Genomic DNA, 26,276 nt, shown 5'->3' with positions numbered 1-26,276 from the left:
CTCACCGGCGCAGGAATTCGGGCGAGCACAGCAGCATGCCGATCGCCACGCGCAGGCGTGCGATCGTGTAGTGCATGGACAGCGTGTTCGGTGGATTCAGGTGCCAGACGCCGACGTGCTGCGGCTGGCCGTTGCTGGTGGAGTCCGTGACGAGGTCGATGGGCGTGGTCGCGGCGGCCTCCTGGCGGAAGAAATCGAGCACGACGCCGAACGTCGGTTGCGGCCGGTAGCCGAGGATGCGGTCGCACCAGAAGCCGATGATGTTGCCCGCCGTGCGGTCGTTCGCGTTCGGGAACGCGGACAACGTCTGCCCCTGGATGTCGACGAGGAACGGGTAGGCGTTGTTGTAGCTTTCGGTCTGGTGCATCTCGAGCAGGCGCGGCAGCAGCTTCAGCGTGAGGCCGAGCGCGCCCGTGCTCGACCACGCCGTGATCGTGTCGGGGTAACCGTTCGGCGCGGGCCAGTAGAACAGCCGCTGGCCGGCGGCCTGCAGGCGGCCGAGGAGTTCCTCGGTGGGCGTGTAGGTCGAGGTGTTGTCGGGCACCGGCGTGAAGTTCGCGAGCGTCGCGCGCAGCGCGCTGACGACGCTGCGCGCGGGGCTCTTCATCTTCGTGCCCCAGCCGGTCTTGAACTCGTTCGAGTGCAGGATGAAGGCGACCACCTGCGCGATCTGGTCGGGCTCCGTCCACCGCTGGTGGAACAGGTCGGCCGCCGCCTGCACCAGCGAATCGGGCACGTAGTCGCCGATGAAGCGACGGCAGAGCTTGCCGGCGACGAAGTGCGCGGTGCCCGGATGCTGCGCGAGCATGTCGAACAGGTGGGTACCGTCGTTCTGACCGCCGCCGGCGGAGAAATTGCGGTGCAGGACGCGCTTGACGCCGGCGTCGTGCAGCGCCTGCACGTATTCGAATGCGCCCGGATTCGGGTCGTTGCGCGTTTCCCAGGTGCTCTGCGAGATCGTCCAGCCGGTCAGCACGCGCGCGGCCTCGTAGACGTCGTCGTCGACGTACTGCAGGCGCTGCACCTTGCCTTCCCAGTCGATGTAGGTCGGCAGGGAAGGGTCGTCGTCGGGATCGCTGACGATGCCGGCGTAGTTCTCCGCGCCGAGCGTATGCAATTCCATGAGCTCGCGCGCGTAGTTCTCGTTGGGGTGGCCCGAGTAACTCGTGTAGAGGTCGAGCATGTACATCATCGCGGCCGATTCGCAGGTCGCCTGCAGCATCGCGCGGAAGTTGCCGAACACGTGCGGGCGGATCGCGTCGCGATCGAACGGCGGGAACAGCGGGCCGCCGTCGTAATCCCAGCCGAACACGCTGAAATGATCGTGCCAGAAGGAGGCCATCACCTCGTACAGCTGGCGCTGGCTGTAGATCTGGCGGATCAGTGTCGCGCACTCCGTCTCGGCGATCGGCAGCATGCGCAGGAAATAGTTGCTGTTGCCGACCGCTTCGCGTGCGGCCCACAACTGCTCGGGCGTCCTGTCGAGCGTGGTGAACCCCGCGCCCGCGAGGCGGGCGTCGCACGCGCTGTCGTCGATCGTGGCGGGGGAGAGCTGGCGGTCGACCCAGGCCTGCCAGCGCGCATCGTCGTCCGCGCCGAGCGCGTTGAACGCGAACAGGTCCAGCGTCGAGTAACCGAACGTCGCACGCGTGAGCCAGCGTACCGCGGCGGGCGGGAACGACAGCGCGTCGGGGCTCTGCGGCAGGTCGTCGTCGAACTGCCCGTCGCGGCCCGGGCGACGCCGCGACAGTCGAAGGTCGGTCGTGGGCGCGACCGAGGCGAATACGGCATCGAACAGGCGGCGGCGCGCGGCGCTGAACGCGGCACTCGCAGGGGCTGAGGCCATGGGACCGACTCCGGAAGCGCGAAACGGGTGGCCGCATTGTCGTCGGCCGGGACGCCGAAGGTTGTGATCCCGCGCGCGCTTCGCGCGCGCGGGATCAGACGACGAGCGGTTCGACTTCGAGCGTGACCCCGAAGCGCTCCTGCACGCCCGCGCGCACGCGTTCGGCCAGTGCCCACACTTCGGCACCGCTCGCGCGGCCGTGATTGACCAGCACGAGCGCGTGCTGGCCGGAGACGCCGGCGTCTCCGGCCCGCAGGCCCTTGTAGCCGCAGGTTTCGATGAGCCAGGCCGCCGAGAGCTTCCATTGCGAACCGGTCGCCCAGGCTGGCAGCGCGGGATGCGCGCGGCGCAGGGATTCGGCCTGCGCTGCGTCCACCAGCGGATTCTTGAAGAAGCTGCCCGCGTTGCCGAGCAGGACGGGATTCGGCAGCTTGCGCGTGCGGATGCGCGCGATCGCTTCCGCGACCGCGGGTGCGCGCGGCTCTTCGATACCCATCGCCGCGAGTTCCTCGCGCACGCCGGCATAGTCCAGGCGAAGCGCGCGTTCGCGCACGAGCTCGAACTCGACCGCCGTGACGACGTAACGCTCGTGTTCGCGCTTGAACACCGAGTCTCGATAGCCGAACGCGCAGGCCGCGTTGTCGATGCGCACGAGCTCGCCTGCGCGGCGATCCCAGGCCTCGACCGCGAGGATGAACTCGCGCACTTCGGCGCCGTACGCGCCGATGTTCTGGATCGGTGCCGCGCCGACCGTGCCCGGGATGAGCACGAGGTTCTCGAGGCCGACGAAGCCGCATGCGAGCGACCAGCGCACGAAGTCGTTCCACGGCTCGCCGGCCTCGACGCGCACGTGGGCCCGATCGCCACGGTCGGCGAGCACGCGCACGCCGTGCGCCGCGATCGCGAGCACGACGCCCGGCCAGTCGCGCGTGAACAGGATGTTGCTGCCTTCGCCGAGCACGAGCAGCGGCTGCGTGCGCAACGCGGCGTAGCCGAACAGTTCGCCGAGCGCGGCCGGCTTGCGCACGTCGACGAGCATCTGCGCGCGGGCGGCGACGTGGAACGTATTGCGGCCGAGCAGCGAGGCGTTCTCGACGATGGTGTAACCGTCGCCTTCGGCGATGGCCGCGCCGACGCGGTACCCGCTCATGCGCCGCCGCCCTTCGCGTGCCGGCGGATCGCCTCGACGCACTCGCCGACGAGCGCGGGGCCACGGTAGACCAGGCCGCTGTAGAACTGCACGAGCGTCGCGCCGGCATCGAGCTTCGCCGCTGCGTCCGCGCCGCGCACGATGCCGCCGACGCCCACGAGCGGCACGGCGTCGCCGAGGCGCTCGTGCATGCCGCGCAGCACCGCGGTCGAGCGCGCGAACAACGGCGCGCCGGACAGGCCGCCGGCTTCGCGCGCGAGGCGATGGCCGGCGACTGCGGCGCGATCAATCGTCGTGTTGGTGCAGATCACGCCGTCGATGCGCGCGGCGCGCAGCACGTCGGCGATCGCGTCGAGCTCCGCTTCGGCGAGGTCGGGAGCGATCTTCAGCAGCATCGGCTTGCGCCGGCCGTGCTTCGCGCCGAGGCGCTCCTGGGCGTCGCGCAGGGTGCCGATGAAACGCCTCAGCGTTTCCTCTTCCTGCAGGTCGCGCAGGCCCTGCGTATTCGGCGAGGAGATGTTCACGGTGACGTAGCTCGCGCGCGCGTACACGCGTTCGAGGCAATGCAGGTAGTCGTCGGTCGCGCGCTCGTTCGGCGTGTCCTTGTTCTTTCCGATGTTGATGCCGAGCACGCCGGCGTAGCGCGCGCGCTCGACGTTGCGCACGAGCGCGTCGACGCCGCCATTGTTGAAGCCGAGGCGGTTGATGACCGCTTCGTGCTCGGGCAGCCGGAACATGCGCGGCTTCGGGTTGCCCGGCTGCGCGCGTGGCGTGGTCGTGCCGACCTCGATGTATCCGAAGCCGAGTGCGGCGAGCGCGTCGACGTGCGCGCCGTTCTTGTCGAGGCCGGCCGCGAGTCCGACCGGGTTGTCGAAGCGCAGGCCGAACGCGTCGACCGGAAGCGGCGCCGGCGTCGACGCGAGCAGTGCGCTCGTGCCGGTTCGCCACGCGCCTTCGATCGCGGCGAGTCCGAGATCGTGGGCGCGCTCGGCGTCGAGGCAGAACAGGAACGGGCGGGCGAGCGCGTACAAGCCGGATGCGCTCAATGCCAGTGGGCGCCGAAGAACGCGAGGCCGCCGAAGAACAACATGATCGCGAGGAACCCGAGCACGAACAGCGCGAGATGCACCCAGCCGAGCACGAGTCCCGCGATCGCCATGCCGTCGCCCTCGAGCGTGCCGGGCGGCGCGCGTCGGATCTCCCCGCGCGCGAGATGACCGCAGATCACCGCGGCGATGGCGCCGATGAAGGGCAGCGCGAGCCAGCAGACGATGCCGAAGACGAGGCTGAGGATCGCGGTCGTGCTCGTGCGCGGGGAGGTGGCATTCATGCGCGGAAAAACCGGGGAACAGCGCGCTCCGGCGCCGGTGCGCAAGAGTAGTCACTCGCGCGCGACGGTTCAACGCGTCGCGCAGCAGGCGGCGTCAGTGCGCGGCCACGCTTTCGGGCGGCGCGGGGAACTGCACCACCGGGCCCGGCGGCACGATGCCGGGGGGCAGTGCGGACGGCGCTTCCTTGCCGGCCGGGCCGAGCGATTGCACGAACGCGTACAGCGCGTCGAGGTCGGCATCGCTCATCGCGTTGACCGCCCAATACGGCATCGGCGGACGCGCAGTGAACGCGTGGGCATAGCGCTTGAACGACGCGGAGTCCATCGTCGCGAGGCGCAGGCGCAGGTTCGGCGCGTAGGTCGTGCCCCACGGCCCCGACCAGCCGAGGTCGTCGCCGGTCAGCCATTGGGATTCGGGCACCTTGCCGGCGTTCGCGGTGAACCCCGGCGTATGGCAATCGTTGCAGCCGCCGATCAGGACGACGTAACGGCCGCGCTGGACGAGGTCGTTGCGCGAGGCGGCGGCGAGCGTGGCGACGGCGGCGCTCGTGCCGAGCAGCACGGCGAGCGCGATGACGAGCTTGTTCATGGGACATCCTGCCGGCGCGGCGGGATGCCGCGCCTTCGAAGTCCCAGTACGTCCACGCGCGGACTTTCCTATCAGGGAAAGCCTCTTCGAAGCGCCGTCGCGAACGCCCCGCCTCGGAATCAGAACTCGAACTTGATACCCTGCGCGAGCGGCAGCGCGTCCGAATAGTTGATCGTATTGGTCTGCCGGCGCATGTACGCGCGCCACGCGTCGGAGCCGGACTCGCGGCCGCCGCCGGTCTCCTTCTCGCCGCCGAACGCGCCGCCGATCTCGGCGCCCGACGTGCCGATGTTGACGTTGGCGATCCCGCAGTCGGAGCCGGATGCGCTGAGGAACGCCTCGGCCGCCTTGAGGTTCTGGGTGAAGATCGCGGACGACAGGCCCTGCGGCACCGCGTTCTGCATTGTGATCGCCTGCTCGAGCGAGCTGAACTTCATGACGTAGAGGATCGGCGCGAACGTCTCGTGCTGCACGATCGCGGCGTCGTTCGACAGGCCCGTGACGATCGTCGGCAGCACGAAGTTGCCCTTGCCCTCGATCGCGGCACCGCCGGTCTCGACCTTGCCACCGCTCGCCTTCGCCTGCGCGATCGCGTCGAGGTAGGCCTGCACCGCGTCGCGGCTGTTGAGCGGCCCCATGAGGTTCTTCGCGTCGGTCGGGTCGCCGATCTTCTTCTCGACCTGCTTGTAGGCGGCGACGAGCTTGGCGAGCACGTCGTCGTGGATCGACTCGTGCACGAACAGGCGGCGCGTGGTGGTGCAGCGCTGGCCGGCGGTGCCGACGGCGCCGAACACGATCGCCGGGATCGCGAGCTTCAGGTCGGCGCTCTCGTCCACGATGATCGCGTTGTTGCCGCCGAGTTCGAGCAGCGAGCGGCCCATGCGCTGCGCGACGCGTTCGCCGACGATTCGGCCGATCTTCGTCGAGCCCGTGAAGCTGATCAGCGGCACGCGCTTGTCGTCGACGAAGGTCGCGGCGAGCTCGGTGCCGGCGTCGTTGAACAGGAAGAAGAGGTCGGGGAAGCCGCCCGCCTTGAGCGCGTCGTTGCAGATCTTCATCGCCGCGATCGCCGACAGAGGCGTCTTCGGCGACGGCTTCCAGATCGAGATGTCGCCGCACACCGCCGCGATGAAGCTGTTCCAGGCCCACACCGCGACCGGAAAGTTGAACGCGGAAATGATCCCGACGAGGCCGATCGGGTGCCACTGCTCGTACATGCGGTGGCCCGGGCGCTCCGAGTGCATCGTGAGGCCGTACAGCTGCCGCGACAGGCCGACCGCGAAGTCGCCGATGTCGATCATCTCCTGCACCTCGCCATCGCCCTCGGGCTTGGACTTGCCCATTTCGAGCGCGACGAGCGAGCCGAGCGCGTCCTTGTGCGCGCGCAGCGCTTCGCTGCACAGGCGGATCGCCTCGCCGCGTCGCGGTGCGGGCGTCGTGCGCCAGGTCGCGAATGCGGCCTGCGCGCGCTTGACGATCGTCTCGTAGTCGCCCGCGCTCGCCGAATGGACTTCGGCGATCACCTCGTTGTTGCTCGGGTTGATCGACTGCAGCAGGCCGGCATCGGTCGTCTTCGACCATTCGCCGTGGCCGAGGTAGGTACCCGAATTGACCGGCTCGAGGCCGAGGGACTTGAGGATCTGCGCGGACATGGACACTCCAGGAAAGCGGGGCACGCGCCGGTGCGCGCGGAAACCCGATAGTCTAGCAGGACCGGCCCTGCGCGGTCCGCGTGGCGGTGCCGCGGATGCGAACGCCGCGCGGTTTCGGGCACACGCGCCACCCGTCGACCCCGGGCGAACTCACGCGGCGGCGCCCGGCCGGGGCGCGCCCCGTCAGCCGAACTGGAACGCCGACACGGCCTTGCCGAACACGCGGTCGTTGAACGTGCGACGGCCGGGGTCGTCGCCGGCGGCGCCCGCGACGACCATGAGCGGCAACAGGTGCTCCGCGCGCGGGGGGCACGCGACCGCGGCGGGCATCCGCTTCCACTCGACCAGTTGCTCGTCGCGCGCGCGCGCGTCGGCGAGTTCCACCGCGTGCGTGAGCGCGACATCGAAGCGTTCCGCGTCGGCGGCCACGCGCGGATCGGCGCTGAAGAACTCCCGCAGGTTGTGGTAGCTCATGCCGCTGCCGACGACGAGCACGCCCTCGTCGCGCAGCGGCGCGAGCGCGCGCCCGATCGCGAGATGCGCGCGCGGGTCGAGCCCGGCCTGCAGCGACAGCTGCACGACCGGAATGTCCGCCTGCGGCCAGGCGAGCAGGAACGGCACGAACACGCCGTGGTCGAAGCCGCGCGTGGCGTCCTCGTCCGAAGCGATCCCCGCGCCCGCGAGCATGGTGCGCACGCGTGCGGCGATCGCGGGAGAGCCGGGAGCCGGATAGGACAGCCGGTACGTGTGCGGCGGAAAGCCGTAGTAGTCGAACAGCATGCCCGGCTGCGCGCCGCTGTTCACGGTCGGCTGTGCCATTTCCCAATGCGCCGAGACGCATAGGATCGCGGACGGCCGCGCGCCGAGCGAGGCGGCAAGGCCGCGCAGGTAGGTCGCCATGCCGTTCCAGGCCAGCGGCGCTTGCGCTGGCGGATCCATGAAGAAGCAGGGGCCGCCACCGTGCGGAAGATAGACGGCCGGCTGGCGTAGGGAGGCAGTCATGCTCGGCGATTCCTCGGCCAAAACCGTCAGATGGGTTCGCTCGGCGCTCCGTGCAAGCGTCGGGTAGGCCATGTCGTAGCGAGCCGCTACAATTGCGGCGGCCACGCGGCCCCGTAGCTCAGCTGGATAGAGCGCGCCCCTCCTAAGGGCGAGGTCGCCCGTTCGAATCGGGCCGGGGTCGCCAATCCTCGCGTGCGAGGACGTTTCGCCCGCAGGCCCGTACGGAACCCCTCCGCAGGATGATCCACGCCGGCGCGCTCGGCACACGTGCCGCGCGTGCGTCGTGCGCCGGCCGTGGTCGTCGAAGCGTCGCGCGCAGCGGCTGCGTCAGTGTGGCGCTGCCTTGCTCGCGGGCGCTGCCTCGCCCGCGGGCGCGAACGGTACCGGCGGACGCTCGGGCAGACCACGCCGCCATGCGGCGAGCTTCGCCTCGATGCTGGGGCTCGTGGCGATCTGCGGCTCGGAGTGCAGGATCGGCTCGACCTCGGTGCCACCCTGCGCCGCGGGCGCCGCGTCCTTCCCGCCTTCGCTTTCCCATGCATCGACCGACGTGCGAGCGAGGTCGAACGCATCGCGCAGGGAGGTCGTTTTGTTCAGCGCCTCGGCGAGGAATGCCTTGCCGAACCAGGTGATGTCCGAGTCCGCGCCGCAGCCGAACGACGTGCGGTCGGCGCGTGCGGAGGTGATCACCATCGTCGAGTCGTCGCGCAATGCGTCGACGAACCCGCCCGAATAGCAGGCGTTGACGATGATGACCTTCCAGCGCATCGCCGGCGCGGTCTTCAGCGCATCGGCGACGTCGTCCGGACCGATCTGGTTGAGCGGCAGCGGGTCGAGGTCGACCAGCAACTGGTGATCGTCCGAGCCGTGCGAGGTGAAGTAGAGCAGCAGCACGTCCTCCGCCGGATCCATCGTGCGCGCGATCGCTGCGAGCGTGCGCTGCAGGTTGGTCCAGCTCGCGAGCGGGCGCGTCGCGACGGTCGCCGCATGGTTTTCCAGTACGACCGTGCGGTCCGCCGCGCCGAAGCGTTGCGCGAACAGCGACTCGACGTACTCGGCTTCGTTGCGGAACACGTCTTCCTGCGCGTCGCCGGCGAACGCGACGACGTAGAGGTCGACCTTGCCGGGCGTCTGCGGTTTCAGTTTCGCGAGCGCGGCGTCGAGCAGCGCGGGTTGCGCGTACATCGCCGCTTCCGCGTCGAAGGGGCTCGCACCGGCGGCTTCGTTCGCGCTGCCGTCCTCCTCGCCGGTCGCGCGTGCGTCGTCGCCGGCTTCGACGGCTTCAGGGGCCTCCGTCGCCGCCACGCCGGGCATCGTGCTCACGAGCCGCGGCTGCGGCAGCCACCACCACGCGGCGGCGCTGATCGCATACGCGAGCAGCGCGCTGCCGAGTGCGTGGCCGAGGCCGCGCGGCGCGAGCCAATGGGCGAACACGAGCAGGACGAAGAACCACCAGGTGCTCGCGACGAGGTCGACGAGGACCGCGAGCGCGCGGTGGTCGTGCTGCAGCAGCCGGGCCGCGAGCTCGCCGAGCGGCCAGTGCACGATGACCGCGGTGGCGACGGTCGCCGCCAGCAGGACCGTCGCGATGCCCCACACGGCCTCGCGGCGAGCCGCGAGCACGGCGAGCAGCCAGCCTGCGATCAGGGTGAGCATCGCGTCGCACAGCACCGTGAGCACGCCGCCCGGGACGAGCATCCACGGCGGCGCGGTGCCGGCCATGCCGAGCAGGATCGACACGAGCAGGTACACCCCGACGACCGCGACGAACATGCCGGCACCGACGGTCGTCGCGGACACGCGCGGATGGCGGAACAGGGCGGCGCGCAGGCCGTCGATGAGGATCGCGGGAAGTCGATTCACGGCGGACCGGGAGGGTGGGAGTCGAGCGGCCGCTCGCGCGGCACGCGTCATTATCGGTGCACGCGGGGCGCGACACCACCGGCGACGCGCGCGCGATCAGGCCTCGACCGCATCGAAATCAGCGACGCAGCGATGCGCCGCGCCGGCCGGGCACGTCGCGGGCGCGCGCGCGAGCAGGGTCGTCTGCAGGCCGGCCCCCGCGGCGGCATCGAGCTCCTCGACGATGTCGGACAGGAACAGGATCTCGGCAGGCGGCACGCCGATCGCGGCCGCGATCCGCCGGTACGAGTCGACCTCGCGCTTGGGGCCGATCTCGGTGTCGAAATAGCCGGAAAAGCACGGCGTGAGATCGCCCGCTTCGGAGTGGGCGAAGAACAAGCGCTGCGCCGGTGCCGAACCGGACGAGTAGACGTACAGGCGCTTGCCGGCGGCCTGCCAGGCGCGCAGTCGCGCAGCGACCTCGGGATAGACGTGCGCCTGGTATTCGCCGCTCGCGTAGCCGTCCTTCCAGATCATGCCCTGCAAGGCCTTCAGCGCGGTCGACTTGCGGTCGGCATCGATCCAGGCGACGAGCAGGTCGATGATCTCCTGACGGCTCGCCGACACGAGGCCCGCTTCCTTCGCCGCTTCGTGCAGCCAGTGCTGCACGTCCGCGTCGTCTGCGTGGGTGACCACGAACGCGGGCAGGCGCGCGCGCGCGTACGGGAACAGCACGTCCTTGACGAAGCTGATCGAGCTCGTGGTGCCTTCGATGTCGGTGAGGATGGTCGTGATCATCGGCCTCGTGTCGCGCACGAAAAGAAAGGATGGAAGCGGTTCGGCCGCGATGACCCTGCGGTGTTCCCGCGATGCGGCGGCGAGCCGCGGCTACGACGCATGCCCGGCCGGATGCGCGCGCGTCGCCTCGACGTTCGCCGCGTATGCGCCTTCGATCGCGCGCTTGGCCTCGATCGGCGCCGCGAGTCGCGTGAAGATCATCGCGGTCTCGCCGCGGCCGGTCAGCACGACGTCGCCGTAGCCGAACAGGCGGCCCCACGCGCTCTGGCGCAGGTCGATGGTCTCGATCGAGGCGAGGCGCAGTTCGGTGGTCTCGCGGCTCATGATGCCGGTCTTGCGCACGACGCGACGATTGGTCACGCCCTGTTCGATCGAGCGCAGCCGGATCCACTCGTACAACGCGGCGAGCAGCGCGATGCCGAGCGTCGGGATCGCGAGCAGGAGGAAAACGATGAGCCGCCACTTCGCGGTCCAGTGCAGGTCGAAGCGCGCGACGATCACTTCTCCGGGCGCGAGCGACTCGTCCAGGTACGACATCAGGCCACCCCGGTCGGGCGGTGCGGCGCCATGCGCGGAAAGCGGCTCGCGATGTCGTCGCCGGTGAAGTCGGCGACCCAGCCTTCCTTGTTCGTGAACAGGCGGATCGCGACGAAGTAGGGCGATTCGCTCATGTCGAACCAGTGCGGCGTGCGATCGGGCACGCCGATGAGGTCGCCGCTTTCGCAGAGCACTTCGTATACCTTGCCGCCGAGGTGCAAGGTGAACTGGCCCGCGCCGGCGACGAAGAAGCGGACCTCGTCCTCGCTGTGCGTGTGCTCGTTGAGGAATTTCTGGCGCAACGCGGCGCGATCGGGGTGGTCGGGCTCGAGGCTGATCACGTCGACCGCCTGGTACCCCTCTTCGCGCATGAGGCGGTCGATGTCGCCGCGGTAGGCGGCGACGACGTCCTCCTGGCTCGCACCGGGCACGACCGCCTGCGACGCCTCCCACCGCTCGAAGCGCACGCCGACCGCCGCGAGTTCGCGCGCGATCGCGGCGTGGTCGGTGTGGGTCGAGAGGGGCGCGTCGGCGCGCGCGTCGTCGTAAATGCGCAAACGGCTCATGTCGGGGCTCCCTTCAGGCGCAACAGGTCGAGTTCGCAGTTCAGCAGGAATTCGAACGCCTCCAGGTGGCGGCGCGTTTCCGGCATGTCCTTGCCCCATGTGTAGATGCCGTGCCCGTCGATCAAGTAGCCGTGCAGGGGCTTGCCGGCATCGAGCCAGGCATCCACGTGCGCGACGAGTTGCGCCATGTCCTGCGTGTTCGGGAACACCGGCAGGTCGAGCACGCTCTCGTGGGTGGTGTAGCCGGCGATCGCCTTCTGCAATTCCCAGCCTTCGAACCGCACGACACCGCGCGGGGCGTACAGGCGAGACGCGACCGACTGCACACGCGAGTGCGTGTGGAGCACGGCGCCCGCGGCCGGAAAGCGCCGGTAGATCTGCGTGTGCAGCGCGGTTTCCGCGGACGGCCGCGCGTCGGTGTCGACCGCGCGTCCGTCGAGGTCGACGACCATGATGTCGTCGATGCCGAGGCGACCCTTGTCGCGGCCGGACACTGTCACGGCCGCATGCGACGCATCGAGGCGCATGGAGAAATTGCTGCTCGTCGCCGGCGTCCAGCCGAGCGCGCCGAGCTCGCGTCCGGCTTCGGCGATCTGCTGCGCGCAGTGCTCGAGGCGCCGGCGGTCGATGGGGTAGGAATTGATGGCGCGACTCCCGGCAACCGGTGACCACGATTCCTACTACTATACCGAAGCCGCGCGACGGCCCGGGCTTCATGCGCGGGTCATCGGCCGCCCGCTACCGTTCGCGCGGTGCGATGCGGCAAAGCGGCGCAGCAGCATGTCCGTCGACGCGCATCGCGCTAAGCTGGGCGCGTCGGGCACGGGCGTGCCCGAGCTCAAGACAACGCAGACCAGAGGAGTGGATCATGTCGGACCCAGCCGAAAGCCAGGGCAGACGCCGTTTCCTTAAGATCGCCGTCGTCGGCGCCGCCATCGCGCCGGTCGCCGCGGGCCTGCTGCCGCGCGTCGCGCGTGCGCAGGATTCGGCGCCGCATCTCGATCCGAACGACCCGACCGCCAAGGCGCTCGCCTACACCGAAGATGCGAGCACCGCGAAGGGCAATCCGACGTACAAGGAAGGCTCCACCTGCGCGGGCTGCAATTTCTACAAGGGTCATACCGAGATGACCTACGGCCCCTGCGACTTGTTCCCGGGCAAGGTCGTCAGCGCCAAGGGCTGGTGCGCGAGCTGGACCAAGAAGGTCTGATCGCGTTCCGGATGGATCGTCGCTCCCGGCGCGCAGAGCCGGGAGCACGTCCGGTGGCCGAATCTCGGTATCTGAGATCGGGCCTGCGACAATCGCGCTCCGTCACCTACAGCGGATTCGCGCGTGTCGAATGATGCCCCCCTGCTTCTTATTCTCGCCGGCGTCGTAGCCGGTTTCGTCGTTGGCGCGCTGCTGGCGTGGCTGGGTCTGCGCGCGCGCGTCGCGCGCGCGCATGCGGAGGGCCGGGCAAGCCGCGATGCCGAGATCGCGACGCTGGCGGGACAACGCGACGCCGAAGCGCGACGTGCCGCGGAGTCGGCCGCGCGCGTCGAGCGTTACGAACACGATGGGGCGCTCGCGGAGCAGAACCTGCGCAAGGTCACCGCGCACGCCGCCGCGCAGCAGGCGCAGGCGGAGCGGCTCGCGCGCGAGCTCGACGAGGCGCGACGCCTGCGCGACGAGGCGCAGGCACGACTCGTCGAGCTCACCGGCCGCCATGCCGCGCTCGAGGCCCGCTCGGCCGCGCAGGCGCACGCGGCCGCGGAAAAGCTGCAACTGCTCGAGCAGGCCGAGGTGCGCCTGCGCGAAGCTTTCCAGAACCTCGCGCAAGGCATCCTCGACGACAAGGCGGAGCGTTTCCGCGAGCAGAGCGGCCAGCAGCTCAGCGGCCTGCTCGATCCGTTCAAGCTGCAGCTCAAGGAATTCCGCGAGACGGTCGAGTTGCGCCATGCGAGCGACCAGCGCGAGCGCGGCATGCTCGCGCAGGAGATCCACAGCTTGCGCCAGCTCAACCAGCGCATCAGCGAGGACGCGCTCAACCTCACGCGCGCGCTCAAGGGCGACACGCGCGCGCAGGGCGCCTGGGGCGAACTCGTGCTCGAGCGCGTGCTCGAGGCCTCCGGCCTCAGCGAGGGCCGCGAATTCGAGCTGCAGCGGGTATTGGCCGACGAGGACGGCGGCCGCCCGCGTCCGGACGTCATCGTCCATCTCCCCGAGCGCAAGGACCTCGTGGTCGATGCCAAGGTCTCGCTGACCGCCTACGAGCGCATGCAATCGACCGTCGACGACGGCGAGCGCGACGCGTTGCTGCGCGAGCACGTCGCTTCGTTGCGGCGCCATGTCGATTCGCTGTCGAGGAAGAAGTACGACAGCCTCCCCGGCTTGAACACGCTCGATTTCGTGCTGCTGTTCGTTCCGATCGAGGCGGCGCTGATCGAGGCCGTGCGCGCCGATGACGGCCTCTACACCTATGCGCTCTCGAAGAACATCTCGCTCGTCTGCCCAAGCACGCTGCTCGCGACGTTGCGCACGGTGTCGCACCTGTGGCGGCTCGAAGACCGCAACGTCAACGCGATGCAGATCGCCAAGCAGGCCGGCGCGCTGCACGACAGCTTCGTGATGCTCGTGAACGAGCTGCACGGCGTCGGCGACGCACTGACGCGCGCGCAGGCGTTGCACGAAGGCGCGCTCAAGCGCATCGGCAGCGGCCGTGGCAACCTGCTCGCGCGCATCGACCAGTTGCGCCGCCTCGGCGCGGACACGCGCAAGCAGCTGTCGCTGTTGCCGGACGACACCCGGGCCGACACCGATGCGGAGACCGGCAACGACGAGGCCGAGTAGCCGTCCACACGCCCATCAACGTGTAGGGTTGGGACGCAGCGGCAGCACGCGCCGTGTCGCGTCGGCTCCGGCCGCGCGTCCCACCCACCGCACCACCACGATCCGTCAGCGGCGCAACCGGCTGTGGCGGAAACCGTAACCGAAATAGATCACGAAGCCGATCACGGTCCACACGCCCATCAACGTCCAGTTGTACCAGTTCTCCCAGTACAGCAGCATCAGGCAGCTGAGCACGCCGAGCACGCAGGTGACCGGCGCCCAAGGCACGCGGAACGTGCGCGGCAAGTCCGGCTGGGTGCGGCGCAGGATCAGCACGCCGATGCAGACTGCGACGAACGCGATCAGGGTGCCCATCGACACGAGGTCGCCGAGCACGTCGAGCGGGAACACCGCGGCGAGCGCGGCGATGCCGACACCGGTGATCACGGTATTGATGTGCGGCGTGCGATAGCGCGGGTGGATCTTCGCGAACACCGGCGGCAGCAGGCCGTCGCGGCCCATGATCATGAAGATGCGCGGCTGCGCGATCACCATCACGAGGATCACGGAGGAGAGGCCGATCAGCGCGCCGATCTCGACCAGCCAGCGCAGCCCGCCGAGCTCGGGGTGTGCCTTGATCGCGGTCACCACGGGCTCGCTCGTACCGAGCTGGTCGTAGGGCAACAGGCCGGTCAGCACCGCAGCCATGCCGATGTAGAGCACGGTGCAGACCGCGAGCGAGGCGATCGTGCCGAACGGCAGGTCGCGCTGCGGGTTCTTCGCTTCCTGCGCCGCGGTCGAGGTCGCCTCGAACCCGATGTAGGAGAAGAACACGAGCGTTGCGCCGCGCATGATGCCGGCCCAGCCGTATTTTTCGGGGCCCTGCTGCTCCGGGATGAACGGATGCCAGAGGTCGGGATTGACGTAGCTCCAGCCCGCGACGATCACGATCACGATGAGGGCGACCTTGAGGATCACCATCGCGGTGTTGACCCCGCTCGACTCGCGGATGCCGATGTAGCAGAGCCAGGTCAGCGCGAGCACGATCGCGACCGCAGGCAGGTTGAAGTAGGCGCCCGTCGCGACGATCTGGTTGTCCTTGAACGCGAGCGGCGCATTGGTGAGCACCGCGGGCAGGTGGACGCCGAAATGGTCGAGCAGGCTCGTGAAGTAGCCGGTCCAGCTCACCGCGACCGCGGACGCGGACACGCCGTACTCGAGCACCATGTTCCAGCCGATGAACCATGCGACGAGTTCGCCGAGCGTCGCGTATGCGTACGAGTAGGAACTGCCCGACATCGGGATCAGGGTCGCGAACTCGGCGTAGCAGAGCGCCGTGAAGCTGCAGCACAGCGCCGCGATCACGAACGACAGGATGATCGCGGGGCCGGCGTGTTCCGCGGCCGCCTGGCCCGTGATCACGAAGATGCCGCCGCCGATGACCGCGCCGATGCCGAGTGCCGTGAGCCCCCACGGACCGAGCGTCCGCTTCAGGCTCGGACCGTCGTCGTCGACGGCGGCGTTGCTGAAATCGGTCTTCTTCGCGAGCAGTTGGTCGAGCATGGGGATTCCGGATCAGTCGCGCGGTGCGCGATCGGCAAGAGGCCGGCATCACGCCGGCCTCCGTGTTTCAACGTCGCGGCACGCGCACGCCTCAGGCGGTCTGGTTGGCGAGGTGGCTGCGCCGGTAACCGTAGACGCTGTAGAGCACCAGGCCGATCGCCGCCCACGTCACGAACACGACCTTAGCGGTCATGCTGAGGTTGACGAACAGAAGCAAGCAGCCGGCGACCGCGAGCGGGCAGACGATCCACGCGAACGGCGTGCGGAACGGCCGCGCGCGCTCCGGCTGCTGCTTGCGCAGGATCAGCACGCCGATCGAGACCATCGCGAACGCGAGCAAGGTGCCGGAGTTGGACGTGTCGGCGAGCTTCCCGACCGGGAACAGCGCCGCGCACACCGAAACGACGACGCCGGTCAGGATCGTGATCACGTGCGGCGTGTGGAAGCGCGGGTGCACCTTCGACAGTGCGTCCGGCAGCAGGCCGTCGCGCGACATCGTGAAGAAGATGCGCGTCTGGCCGAACATCATCATGAGGATCACGGAAGGCAGCGCGAGGATCGCGGCGATGCCGATCCAGTCACCGATGCGCGTGTGACCGAGCAGGCGCATGACGTGTGCGAGCGGTTCCTTGCTGCAGACGAGCGCATCGGAACCGACGCATGCGGCCGCCATCGCAGGCGTACCGGGATCGAGCGGCAGGCCATTGGCGCCGAGCATCGGCTGCGCGCCGACCGAACCAGCCGCGCCGTAGCCGACGAGCAGGTAGAAGATCGTGCACACGGTCAGCGAGCCGATCAGGCCGATCGGGATGTTTCGGTTCGGGTTCTTGGTTTCTTCAGCCGCGGTCGATACCGCGTCGAAGCCGACATACGCGAAGAAGATCGATGCGGCCGCGCCGAGCACGCCGACGCCGCCGAGCGGGCTTCCCCAGCCGCCGGGCAGGAACGGCTCGAAGTTGCTGCTCTTCACCGCCGGAATCGCGAGGAAGATGAAGATCGTCAGCGCGATGATCTTGATCGCCACGAGCACGGAATTGACGCGCGCGCTCTTCGAGGTTCCGATCACGAGCAGGACCGTCACCGCGAGGCCGATGAGGAACGCGAGCAGGTCGAATCCGCCTCCCGCGAAGTAACCGGTGCGCAGGAATTCCGGCAACGCCATGTCGTTTGCCTTGAGCAGGCCGTTCATGTAGCCCGACCAGCCGACGCAGACGACCGCCGCGCCGATGCCGTATTCGAGGCCGAGCGCCCAGCCGACGATCCACGCGATGAGTTCGCCGAGCACGCCGTAGGTGTACGTGTAGGCGGAGCCCGAGACGGGCACCATCGACGCGAGTTCGGCGTAGGCGAGTGCGGCGAGCGCGCAGACGATCGCCGCGATCACGAACGCGAGCATCATGCCCGGCCCCGCCTTCTGGCCCGCCTCGGCGGTCAGCACGAAGATGCCGGTGCCGATCACCGCGCCGATGCCGAGCAGGGTCAACTGCAATGCACCGAGTTGTCGTTTCAGGGATTTCTTTTCTGCCGTTTCAAGAATCTGGTTGAGCGGTTTGACACGCCAGAAAATCATTGCATCCCCTTCGCGAGCTTGGATGGCCGGACCATGAACGTGCGTGCGCCCGGAAATCCCCCAGCGCCGTCGTACACCGTGCGAGCACTCGACGAAGGTCGAATGCAGCGGTCCGGTAACATACGCGACCCCTCGGCGAGCGGCAAGCGAACGAAGTCATGAGCGGACATGCTGCCCTGCCGCAAGGCGTCACGCCCGACCAGCGGCACTGGATCGCGTTATTCGAGGCGTATCAGCACGCGTGGCCCGACGAGGCCGGCGTCGTCGCCCTGTTTCGTGAACTTGCGAGTACGGATGATGCAGCCGCCTCGCGCGCGCGCCGGGCCGGGCACCTGACCGGCTCGGCCTGGCTCGTCAGTGCCGACGGCGAACGCGTGCTGCTGACCCACCATCGCAAGCTCGACCGCTGGCTGCAGCTCGGCGGCCACGCCGACGGCGACGGCGATCTCGCACGCGTCGCGCTGCGCGAAGCCGAGGAGGAGTCGGGCCTGCTCGACCTCGAGGTGGAGACGATCGTGTTCGACCTCGACCGCCACCGCATCCCCGCGCGTGGCGATGAACCCGAACACTGGCACTACGACGTGCGCTTCGTCGTGCGCGCACGCGGCAGCGAGGCGTACGTGGTCGGCGCGGAATCGCATGCGCTCGCATGGCGTCGCATCGCCGACATCGCGCACGACGAAGCCGCGGACGCGTCGTTGCGTCGCATGGCACGCAAATGGCTCGCGCGCAGCGCGTGACCCACGCTCCGCCGCACCGGAAGCTCGCCTCGTCGCGGATGAGCCCGGTCTGGAGCGCACGCGGCGTCGTGTACGACGAACATTCCGCGATCACGCAGAGGGAGTCGAAGCGATGCCGTCGACATGCCGCAGCATCCTCAACCGAATGAGCGCCATCATCGTGCTTGCCGCCGCCATCCCGGTGTCGGCCGGGACGGCTCGCGCACGCGTCGAGGCGTGGACGCCGCACGGCGTATCGAGCGCGCAGTTCGAATCGCACGCCGCATTCGACCCGCGCAACGGCGATTTCTGGTTCGTGCGCAGCTCGCCGAAGTTCGAAGGCTGGCGCATCCTCGTCAGCCGCTGCGGCAGCGGCGGCTGGAGCGAGCCGCAACCGCCCGCATTCGCCGGGGACGGCGTCGAAGCCGATCCGTGGTTCACGCCCGATGGCCGCGTGCTGTATTTCATCTCGTCGCGCACGAGCGACGGCACGAAACGCAAGGACCTCGACATCTGGCGCGTCGAACGCGCCGCGGACGGGCGCTGGGGCGTGCCGCAGCGCCTGCCCGAACCGGTCAACTCGACCGCGCAGGAATGGTTCCCGCGTCTCGACGCCGACGGTTGGCTGTACTTCGGCTCGGGCCGACCCGGAGGTCACGGCAAGACCGACATCTGGCGCGCGCGCGAGCGCGACGGCACATGGGTCGTCGAGAACGCCGGCACCGCGTTCAACGGTGCCGGCGACGAGTACGAACCGCTGCCGTCGCCGGACGGCACGTGGATGCTCGTGGAAGGCGACGACAGCTACTACCGCGTGCGTCGCGACGGTGATCGCTGGCTTCCACGCGAGAAGCTGCCGGTCGAGATCAACCGCAACGGTAGCGAGATCGGCGCGACGTTTTCGCCGAGCGGGCGCACCGTGCTGTTCGCGCGCGATACGAAAGGGCCGCTGTCGGGGGAATTCTTCGTCTGGCACGTCGGCGCCGACGAAGCGTGGCCGCCCGCATGCCCAGCGACGCCATGATGCGCGCGCTGCCTTCCGGCGGCGCGCGCGTCGCGATCAGGCCCGGCCGGCGAACTCGCCCGTGACCGTGTTGACGTAGACTTTTTCGCCGGTCGAGATGTATTCGGGCACCTGGATCTCGATGCCGGTCGACAGCTTCGCGGGCTTCGGCCGCTTCGTCGCGGTCGCACCCTTGAGCTCCGGCGCGGTCTCGACGACTTCGAGCGCGACCGATTGCGGCAGCTGCAGCGCGACCGGCGCATCCTCGATCAGCTGCACGTAGCAGCCTTCGATGCCGTCGACGAGGTAGCCCGCCGCGTCGCCGATCGCGCTCGCGTCGAGGGTGTACTGCGTGTAGTCCTCGCTGTCCATGAACACGTACGCGTCGCCGTCCTTGTACGAGTAGGTGACCGCGCGTCGCACGAGCTCGGTCTCGCGAAGTTCATCCTCCGCGCGCAGCGACACGTCGAGCTTGGTGCCGCCGGGCACGCTGTACATGATGAGGCGATAGGTGACGTTGCCGCCGCGGCCCTGCGGCGAACTGCGCTCGATGTCGCGCACCTGCCAGACCTTGCCTTCGTGTTCGACGACGTTGCCTTTCTTGATCTCTGCTGCTCGCATGAGGGGTTCCGTGCTGTGTAGTCGGTGCGCCGCTCCCGCGGGACAGGGCGGCTCGAGGGCCGGCATTATCGTCGATGGCCGCACGCGTGCGCGATGGCGCCGGACGCGACCGTCAGTGCCACGGCGGCAAGGCGCCGTCGGGGAAGTGCGCGACCGCGTACGTCGAGCCTTCGGTGGTCATGTGATAGATGTCGTAGAACACGATCGACGCGGCGTCGTCGCGCGTATGCGTGAGGCAGCCCGACTCGTTGCACAGGATCGACCGCATCGAGACGTAATCCACTCCGGGGCGCGCGATCGACGCCGCGAAGCGCTGATCGAAGGCCCTCTGCTGGGCGTCCGCGCCGGTCGGGAGGCGTCGTGGCATGCGATGGGCAGGCACGTCCGCCTTCGCCCGCGCGTAGAGGATCCCGGCGAGGCCCGACGGCCACAGCGGGCCGGGCCCGACGACCAGCACCCGACCCACGCCGGCCGCCAGCAGGCGGTCGATGGTCGCCGGCAGCCGCTCCCACGGATACGACGGCCAGTAAGCGGAGAGCACGACTTCCGCAGGCCGCTCGCGCTCGATGCGCGCGAACACCCCGTCATTGATCGCACGACAATGAGGGCGCTGGTTGGCGTCCAGGTCGAGGATCGGCGGGCAGCCGCTGGCGGTGAGTTGGGTCAGCGTGAAACGACCTCGAGCGGCAGCCGCGAGACCCGGATACAGATGCCCCGCGTGCGAGTCGCCCCACAGCACGACTGCGTCCGATCCGGCGACGGTGCTCGTGCAGTCATGGAACTGCCGGAAGTCCTGCTCGGGACGCAGGAAGCAGGTGCCTTCGCGGAACGGCACGGCGTAATCGAACTTGAAGTTCGCGAGCGCGGACAGCGTGTCCGGCGTGCGCGCGGGAAAACCCGCGTGCCGGTAGACGAACGCTCCCGCGATCCCCGCGCCGACGACGGCGGCGCAGGCGACGACGACCTTGGCGCGCGAACGCGGTCCGCTTCGGAGCGGCTTGTCGATCCAGGCATACGTCGCCCACGCGAGCGGGAAACTCGCGGCGATCGCGAGCGCCCGGGAAGCGCCGCTCGAGTCCTCGGGGCGCGCAATGTGCAGGAACGCGAGCAGGGGCCAGTGCCAGAGATACAGCTGGAAGCTGATGAGTCCGATCCACACCATCGGCCGCTGCGCGAGCACGCGTCGATTGACGATCGCGCCGGGCCCCGCCCAGATCAGCGCGGTGGCGCCCGCGACCGGCAGCAGCGCCCAGAAGCCCGGAAATTGGCGTGTCGCATCGATGGACAGCAGGCCGGCCAGGACTAGCGCGGCCCCCGCGATCGAGGCCGCATGGCGCAGCCACCGCGGTTCCGTCTCGTCGATTCGACCCTCCGCACGGAGCCCCGCCAGCGCGAGCAGGCACCCCGCGAGGAGCTCCCAGAAGCGCGCGTGCGGCAGGTAGAACGCGCCTGGAGGATCGCGCGTGACGAGGAACAGGTTCGCCGCGAACGACGCGAGCGCGGTCGCGACCAGCAGCGGCGCTCGTGCGACACGTACGCGGCAGGCGAGGAACACCAGCAGCGGGAATACGATGTAGAACTGCTCCTCGATCCCGAGCGACCAGAGGTGCAGCAGCGGCTTGGCGTCGGCCGTCGCGTCGAAGTAGCCCGACTCGAGCCACAAGGCGATGTTGGATACGAAGCCCGCGCCGGCCGCCACGTGCTTGCCGAGCTGGGCGTAGTCCAGCTGCCGTTCGATCGGCCAGCCGATCGCGAGGGCCGCGACGAGGGTGGTCGCGAGCGAAGGGAAGATGCGGCGCGCGCGCCGCGCGTAGAAGTGGCTGAAGCGGAATGTGCCTGCGGCGAGGCCCGTGAAGACGATGCGCGAGATGAGGAAACCGGAGATGACGAAGAACACGTCGACCCCGGTGAACCCTCCGCGCATCCACTGCGGAAACGCGTGGAACGCGAGCACCGACAGGATCGCGACGGCACGCAGGCCGTCGATATCCGGTCGGTATACGCCGGCCTCGGTTCGTGGCGCGTGCGCAAGGGAGCGGTGCGGGAACCCATCGACCGCCGTCGCCGCGGCGCCGGTCGGGCCGGTGGTCGCGGAATCCATGCGCAGGCGTCTCATCGCTGACGGCCGTGGTCGAGACCGGGAGCTCGGCTTCGCGGCGCGCCACGCGGCCCGCGCGCCGCGCGCGCGGAACCCGTGCCGCGCGACGCGACGCTACTTCGGCGCAAGCCGGATCGCGCCGTCGATGCGGATCGTCTCGCCGTTGAGGTAGCGGTTCTGCAGGATGAAGGCGACCGTGTCGGCGAACTCCTCGGGCTTTCCGAGGCGCGACGGGTAGGGCACCTGCGCGCACAGCGACTGGTAGACCTGCTCCGGCATGCCGTCGACCATCGGCGTATGGAACACGCCCGGCGCGACGGTCATCACGCGCACGCCGATGCGCGCGAAATCGCGCGCCATCGGCAGGGTCATGCCGACCACGCCGCCCTTCGACGCCGAGTAGGCGGCCTGGCCGATCTGGCCTTCGAACGCCGCGATCGACGCGGTGTTGACGATGACGCCGCGTTCGCCGTCCTCGCCCGGCGCGTTGTGCTGCATGAGATCGGCCGCGGCCTTGGCGACGTTGAAGCTGCCGACGAGGTTCACCATGACCGTCGTCGCGAACGTCTTGAGCGGCATCGGCCCCTCCTTGCCGAGCACGCGTCCCGCGCCGAGGATGCCGGCGCAGCTGATCGCGGCATTGAGGCCGCCGAGCCTGGCGTGCACGTCCTTCAGCGTCGCGGCGACGCCGGCTTCGTCGGTGACGTCGGTTCGGTGGTAGCTGGCGCCCGCACCGAGTTCCGCCGCGGCCGCGTGGCCCTTGTCGTCATTGACGTCGAGCAGGGCGACCCGCGCGCCGTGCGCGACGAGGTGCCGGGCGACGGCGAAACCGAGACCGGAAGCGCCGCCGGTGATCGCGGCCTTGACCTGATCGAGTTGCATGGGATGTCCCGAATGAGCGAGGGCGGCGATTCTAGCAGGCTGCCCGACACGCGCCGGCGGGCCGAGGTCCGCGGCGCCGAAACGTGATCGTGAGCACCGCGACGACGCAGTCGACGCGGGTGGTGGTCGAGTCGCTATACTCGGGCGCTTCCGCTGCCGGCGAAGATTCCGATGCCTGCCAAACTCGCTCCCGACCGCCACCGCGGCTTCATCGTCGCCTGCGGCGACCTCGAAGCGAGCGAGCGCGGCGTGCACCTGCTCGCGCGCGTGTTCGCGCTGGTCGGCACCCAGCCGCGCGTCGTCATCGTCAGCGCATCCGACGACGCCGACGCGGAAGCCGACCTCGAGTCGGCCGCTTATGCGGCCGGCGCGGGCGAAGTACGCCGCGCGCCGTTGAACGCGCGCACCGACAGCGAGCAGCGCGCCTTGCTCGATGCGGTCGAACACGCGCAACTCGTCGTGCTGCTGACCGACCAGCCGCTGCGCCTGTCCACGCTCGTCGGTGGTACGGCGCTCGCGCGCGCCCTGCGCCGGCGCAACGCGGACGGCATGGCCATCGCCGGCTGCGGCGGCGCGGCCGCGCTGCTTTGCGAGCACATGCTCACGCATGGGACGGAAGGTGCGACGCCGCGCGGCGGCGGCGCGAACTTCGCGCCCGGCCTCGGCCTCACCAACCGCGTCGTGATCGACCAGGGCGGCCATGCGAGCGACCGGCTCGGCCGCCTGCTCGCCGCGCTCGCGCTCAATCCGTTCGCCCTCGGCCTCGGTCTCGATGCGGCGACCGCAGCCGTGATCGGGCCCGACAACGTGCTCGAGGTGTTCGGAGGCGGCGGCGTCACGATCATCGATCCGGCCGAGATGGCCCACTCCAACGTCGCCGACGTCGCACCCGGCGCGCCGATCCGCATCACCAACCTGCGCCTGCATGCATTGACCGGCGGCGCGCGGTACGACCTCGACTTCCGCCGCACCGTCGACTGAGCCGATGCACGCACCGTCCATCGCGATCCGGCCGATCGAACCGCGCGACGACGCGCAGCTCGCCGCGATCATCCGGCGCGTGATGCCGGAATTCGGTGCGGACGGCCCCGGCTTCGCGATCCACGACGCCGAAGTGGATGCGATGAGCGCATCCTATGCACGGCCGCGTTGCGCCTATTTCGTCGTCGAGCACGACGGCGTGGTCGAGGGCGGTGGCGGCATCGCACCGCTCGAGAATGGCGATGCCGACACGTGCGAACTGCGCAAGATGTACTTCCTGCCGACGCTGCGCGGGAAGGGCGCCGGTCGCGCGCTGATCGGGCGCTGTCTCGATGCGGCCCGCGAGCACGGATTCCGCCGCTGCTACCTCGAAACGCTGACGGGCATGGACGCGGCGCAGGCGCTCTATCGCGCGAACGGCTTCCGGCCGATCACCTGCGCGCTCGGCGCGACCGGACACCACGGTTGCGACCGCTACTTCCTGCGCGAGCTGTAGCCGTTTCCCGGCCCCCGCGGGCCGATCGCTGGCATGCCGTTTGACTGGCGCAGGATCGATCCTGCGGCAATTGACGCCGCGCAGCCGCGGGAGGACATTCGCCTCCCCGGCGCGGGCGCGCCGGGTCACCACGCCTCGAACGGGGAGACAGCCATGCTCGCAACCTGGTTGATGAAACGTTCCATCGCCATCCCGCTGCTCGTGCTCTGCGCCGCGACCGCCGTCGCCGGCGAAAAGGGCAAGGCGGCCGACACGATCCACGCCGACAAGAACAAGATGGAAGGCAAGGCCCCGTCCGACGCCGACCTCATCGCGAGCGCGATGAAGGCCGCGCCTGCGAGCGTCGCCAAGGGCGCGACGGTCGTGGCCATGGATGGCAACGGCATGCGCACGCTGCGCAAGGGCAGCAACGGCTTCAGCTGCATGCCCGACAATCCCGCGACGCCCGGTCCCGACCCGATGTGCATGGATGCGAACGCGATGGCGTGGATCCAGGCGTACATGGATCACAAGGATCCGGCAGTCGGAAAGGTCGGCTTCATGTACATGCTCGCGGGCGGCACGGACGCGAGCAACACCGATCCGTACGCAACCAAGCCCGAAGCGGGGAATCACTGGATCAAGACCGGCCCGCACGTGATGGTCGTCGGCGCCGATGCCGCCTTCTACGACACGTATCCGAAGTCGCCCGATCCCGACACGTCGCAGCCGTACGTGATGTGGGCGGGGACGAAGTACCAGCACCTGATGGCGCCGGTGCACTAGGGCCGATCGCACGCACGGTCGGGATCTCGTAGGGTGGGACGCAGCGGCACGGCCCTTCGCATGCGTGCGCGGCGTCCGACCGCGAGTCCCACCGGGCGCGACGGAGCGCAATCGCAACGCAGCTGAAACCGCTCCTACGCTGTTGCAGGAGCGGCTTCAGCCGCGATGCTCTTCGACAGAGCTGCTCCGTCGAATCGGTGGGACTCGCGGTCGCGCGTTGTCGCATCCAGGCGCGCTACCGCGCCGCTGCGTCCCACCCTACCCAACCATGGCGCGTGCCACGCGACTCGACGTCGCCCGCCCGAGCTGTTCGCTGAGCCAGAGTCCGGTGGCGACGAGTGCGGGCAGGTCGACGCCGGTCTCGATGCCCATGCCCTCGAGCATGTAGACGACGTCCTCGCTCGCGACGTTGCCGGTCGCTCCTTTCGCATACGGGCAACCGCCGGTGCCGGAGACCGAACTGTCGACGACCGCGACGCCCTCGTCCAGGCAGGCGAGAATGTTCGCGAGCGCCTGGCCGCGGGTGTCGTGGAAATGCACGGCGAGGGCGGCGACCGGTACTTCACCCGCGACCGCGCGGACCATCGCGCGCGCCTTCAGCGGCGTGCCGATGCCGATCGTGTCGCCGAGCGAGACCTCGTAACACCCGAGTTCGTGCAGGCGACGGGCGACGCGCACGACGTCGGCGACCGCCACATCGCCCTGGTACGGGCAGCCGAGCACGGTCGAGACGTAGCCGCGCACGCGCACGCCGTCCGCGTTCGCCTGGTCGAGCACGGGCAGGAAGCGTTCGATCGATTCGTCGATCGACGCATTGATGTTCTTGCGGTTGAACGCCTCGCTCGCGGCGGTGAAGATCGCGACCTCGCGCGCCCCGACCTCGCGCGCTCGCGCGTAACCCTGCAGGTTCGGCACGAGCACGGGGTAGGCGACGCCGTCGCGCTTGGCGATCCCCGCGAACACCTCGGCCGCGTCGGCGAGCTGCGGCACCCATTTCGGGCTGACGAAACTGGTCGCCTCGATCGTGCGCAGGCCGGTCGCCGAAAGCCGGTCGATGAGCTCGATCTTGGTCGCGGCGGGAACGATCGTCTTCTCGTTCTGCAGGCCGTCGCGCGCGCCGACCTCGACGATGCGGACCGCGGCGGGCAGGCTCATCGGCGCGTCTCCCCGGTCGCGTCGCGTTGCAGGCTGCGCTCGAAGTCCTGCAAGTCCTCGCGGCTGCGCGTGAACACGAGCGACGGCTTCGACTCGAACAGGTCGTGCCGGCGCACGAGGTCGAGCATCTGCTGGCGGCCGCCGCGCACGTAGACGTGCAGTTCGTTGCGCCCCTTCTGCACGGTGCCTTCGAGCGCGCCGTCGATGACGAGCTTGGCGGCCTTCGCGTCGTCCACCTTGCGCACTTCGAGGCGGTCGCCGCGCACGCGGTACTTGGCGAAGAAGAACGACTTCTGCGGCGG

The 26,276-nt window shown here is 69.4% G+C and carries 26 protein-coding genes and 1 tRNA gene; 8 read left to right on the top strand and 19 right to left on the bottom strand.

Going from position 1 to position 26,276, the window contains the following annotated elements; translation table 11 throughout:
* Position 1 precedes the first annotated feature (1 nt).
* The 7 genes from VI238_RS03625 to VI238_RS03595 form a co-directional block, all read right to left on the bottom strand.
* Positions 2-1,846 (bottom strand): DUF1800 domain-containing protein, encoded by a 1,845-nt coding sequence (locus VI238_RS03625; RefSeq protein ID WP_331648538.1) that lies wholly within the window; start codon positions 1,844-1,846, stop codon positions 2-4.
* Between the two features lie 94 nt (positions 1,847-1,940).
* A complete protein-coding gene (murB, locus tag VI238_RS03620) occupies positions 1,941-2,996 on the bottom strand; it encodes a UDP-N-acetylmuramate dehydrogenase (RefSeq protein WP_331648536.1) in 1,056 nt (351 codons plus the stop codon).
* Positions 2,993-4,027, bottom strand: a complete 1,035-nt coding sequence (locus VI238_RS03615; protein ID WP_331648600.1) for a quinone-dependent dihydroorotate dehydrogenase — start codon at positions 4,025-4,027, stop codon at positions 2,993-2,995. Before VI238_RS03615 ends, murB begins: the two co-directional genes overlap by 4 nt.
* A gap of 11 nt (positions 4,028-4,038) precedes the next feature.
* Positions 4,039-4,326: a DUF4190 domain-containing protein gene (locus VI238_RS03610; protein ID WP_331648534.1), complete on the bottom strand. Its 288-nt coding sequence runs from the start codon at positions 4,324-4,326 to the stop codon at positions 4,039-4,041.
* Between the two features lie 94 nt (positions 4,327-4,420).
* Complete coding sequence (locus VI238_RS03605; protein ID WP_331648532.1) at positions 4,421-4,915, bottom strand: cytochrome C; 495 nt, start codon at positions 4,913-4,915, stop codon at positions 4,421-4,423.
* A 119-nt stretch (positions 4,916-5,034) separates the two neighbouring features.
* Complete coding sequence (locus tag VI238_RS03600; RefSeq protein ID WP_331648530.1) at positions 5,035-6,567, bottom strand: aldehyde dehydrogenase family protein; 1,533 nt, start codon at positions 6,565-6,567, stop codon at positions 5,035-5,037.
* Positions 6,568-6,750: 183 nt separating this feature from the next.
* A complete protein-coding gene (locus VI238_RS03595) occupies positions 6,751-7,569 on the bottom strand; it encodes a class III extradiol ring-cleavage dioxygenase (RefSeq protein WP_331648528.1) in 819 nt (272 codons plus the stop codon).
* A 107-nt stretch (positions 7,570-7,676) separates the two neighbouring features.
* Here VI238_RS03595 and VI238_RS03590 point away from each other — a divergent pair.
* A tRNA-Arg gene (locus VI238_RS03590) sits at positions 7,677-7,753 on the top strand.
* Positions 7,754-7,896: 143 nt separating this feature from the next.
* On the opposite strand, the gene VI238_RS03585 is transcribed toward VI238_RS03590, so the two are convergent.
* From VI238_RS03585 to VI238_RS03565, 5 genes are all read right to left on the bottom strand, one after another.
* On the bottom strand, positions 7,897-9,432 hold the full coding sequence (locus tag VI238_RS03585; RefSeq protein ID WP_331648526.1) for a C13 family peptidase: 1,536 nt from the start codon (positions 9,430-9,432) through the stop codon (positions 7,897-7,899).
* Between the two features lie 96 nt (positions 9,433-9,528).
* Positions 9,529-10,209, bottom strand: a complete 681-nt coding sequence (gene mtnC / locus VI238_RS03580; RefSeq protein WP_331648524.1) for an acireductone synthase — start codon at positions 10,207-10,209, stop codon at positions 9,529-9,531.
* Between the two features lie 90 nt (positions 10,210-10,299).
* Complete coding sequence (locus VI238_RS03575) at positions 10,300-10,746, bottom strand: PH domain-containing protein (protein ID WP_331648522.1); 447 nt, start codon at positions 10,744-10,746, stop codon at positions 10,300-10,302.
* Positions 10,746-11,312 carry an acireductone dioxygenase gene (locus VI238_RS03570; RefSeq protein WP_331648520.1) on the bottom strand — a complete coding sequence of 189 codons (567 nt, stop codon included), beginning with the start codon at positions 11,310-11,312 and terminating at the stop codon, positions 10,746-10,748. The genes VI238_RS03575 and VI238_RS03570 overlap by 1 nt, the downstream gene beginning before the upstream one ends.
* A complete protein-coding gene (locus VI238_RS03565) occupies positions 11,309-11,956 on the bottom strand; it encodes a methylthioribulose 1-phosphate dehydratase (protein ID WP_414650024.1) in 648 nt (215 codons plus the stop codon). Before VI238_RS03565 ends, VI238_RS03570 begins: the two co-directional genes overlap by 4 nt.
* A gap of 224 nt (positions 11,957-12,180) precedes the next feature.
* On the opposite strand from VI238_RS03565, the gene VI238_RS03560 reads away from it, so the two are divergent.
* Entirely contained in the window at positions 12,181-12,522 is a 342-nt protein-coding gene (locus tag VI238_RS03560) for a high-potential iron-sulfur protein (RefSeq protein ID WP_331648518.1), read from the top strand.
* 123 nt (positions 12,523-12,645) lie between these two features.
* The gene (locus VI238_RS03555) at positions 12,646-14,142 is read left to right on the top strand and encodes a DNA recombination protein RmuC (protein ID WP_331648516.1); all 1,497 of its coding nucleotides are present in this window, start codon (positions 12,646-12,648) and stop codon (positions 14,140-14,142) included.
* Between the two features lie 105 nt (positions 14,143-14,247).
* Here VI238_RS03555 and VI238_RS03550 read toward each other — a convergent pair whose 3' ends face one another.
* Positions 14,248-15,684: an amino acid permease gene (locus tag VI238_RS03550; RefSeq protein ID WP_331648514.1), complete on the bottom strand. Its 1,437-nt coding sequence runs from the start codon at positions 15,682-15,684 to the stop codon at positions 14,248-14,250.
* Between the two features lie 91 nt (positions 15,685-15,775).
* Positions 15,776-17,254: an amino acid permease gene (locus tag VI238_RS03545; RefSeq protein ID WP_331648512.1), complete on the bottom strand. Its 1,479-nt coding sequence runs from the start codon at positions 17,252-17,254 to the stop codon at positions 15,776-15,778.
* A gap of 158 nt (positions 17,255-17,412) precedes the next feature.
* Here VI238_RS03545 and VI238_RS03540 point away from each other — a divergent pair, with 158 nt between their 5' ends.
* Entirely contained in the window at positions 17,413-17,994 is a 582-nt protein-coding gene (locus VI238_RS03540; RefSeq protein ID WP_331648510.1) for an NUDIX hydrolase, read from the top strand.
* Positions 17,995-18,139: 145 nt separating this feature from the next.
* The gene (locus VI238_RS03535) at positions 18,140-18,997 is read left to right on the top strand and encodes a hypothetical protein (RefSeq protein WP_331648508.1); all 858 of its coding nucleotides are present in this window, start codon (positions 18,140-18,142) and stop codon (positions 18,995-18,997) included.
* Between the two features lie 36 nt (positions 18,998-19,033).
* Here the strand turns inward: VI238_RS03535 and yeiP are convergent, their stop codons facing one another.
* The 3 genes from yeiP to VI238_RS03520 form a co-directional block, all read right to left on the bottom strand.
* A complete protein-coding gene (gene yeiP / locus VI238_RS03530) occupies positions 19,034-19,597 on the bottom strand; it encodes an elongation factor P-like protein YeiP (RefSeq protein ID WP_331648506.1) in 564 nt (187 codons plus the stop codon).
* A 112-nt stretch (positions 19,598-19,709) separates the two neighbouring features.
* Positions 19,710-21,698, bottom strand: coding sequence for an acyltransferase family protein (locus VI238_RS03525; RefSeq protein ID WP_331648504.1), 1,989 nt, complete (start codon positions 21,696-21,698; stop codon positions 19,710-19,712).
* Between the two features lie 111 nt (positions 21,699-21,809).
* The gene (locus tag VI238_RS03520; protein ID WP_331648502.1) at positions 21,810-22,577 is read right to left on the bottom strand and encodes an SDR family oxidoreductase; all 768 of its coding nucleotides are present in this window, start codon (positions 22,575-22,577) and stop codon (positions 21,810-21,812) included.
* Between the two features lie 171 nt (positions 22,578-22,748).
* On the opposite strand from VI238_RS03520, the gene VI238_RS03515 reads away from it, so the two are divergent.
* The 3 genes from VI238_RS03515 (at position 22,749) to VI238_RS03505 (ending at position 24,819) form a co-directional block, all read left to right on the top strand.
* The gene (locus tag VI238_RS03515; protein WP_331648500.1) at positions 22,749-23,558 is read left to right on the top strand and encodes a cyanophycinase; all 810 of its coding nucleotides are present in this window, start codon (positions 22,749-22,751) and stop codon (positions 23,556-23,558) included.
* 4 nt (positions 23,559-23,562) lie between these two features.
* Positions 23,563-24,054: a GNAT family N-acetyltransferase gene (locus VI238_RS03510; RefSeq protein WP_331648498.1), complete on the top strand. Its 492-nt coding sequence runs from the start codon at positions 23,563-23,565 to the stop codon at positions 24,052-24,054.
* 171 nt (positions 24,055-24,225) lie between these two features.
* Positions 24,226-24,819 (top strand): hypothetical protein, encoded by a 594-nt coding sequence (locus VI238_RS03505; protein ID WP_331648496.1) that lies wholly within the window; start codon positions 24,226-24,228, stop codon positions 24,817-24,819.
* A gap of 258 nt (positions 24,820-25,077) precedes the next feature.
* Here the strand turns inward: VI238_RS03505 and VI238_RS03500 are convergent, their stop codons facing one another.
* Both VI238_RS03500 and VI238_RS03495 read right to left on the bottom strand, forming a co-directional pair.
* Positions 25,078-25,974 carry a hydroxymethylglutaryl-CoA lyase gene (locus VI238_RS03500; protein WP_331648494.1) on the bottom strand — a complete coding sequence of 299 codons (897 nt, stop codon included), beginning with the start codon at positions 25,972-25,974 and terminating at the stop codon, positions 25,078-25,080.
* The coding region (locus VI238_RS03495; RefSeq protein ID WP_331648492.1) for a hypothetical protein at positions 25,971-26,276 on the bottom strand (306 nt) is incomplete at its 5' end. The genes VI238_RS03500 and VI238_RS03495, both read right to left, overlap by 4 nt.

Source organism: Dokdonella sp., from assembly GCF_036518555.1.
GTDB lineage: Bacteria > Pseudomonadota > Gammaproteobacteria > Xanthomonadales > Rhodanobacteraceae > Dokdonella_A.
This window is presented reverse-complemented; position numbering and strand designations above follow the sequence as displayed.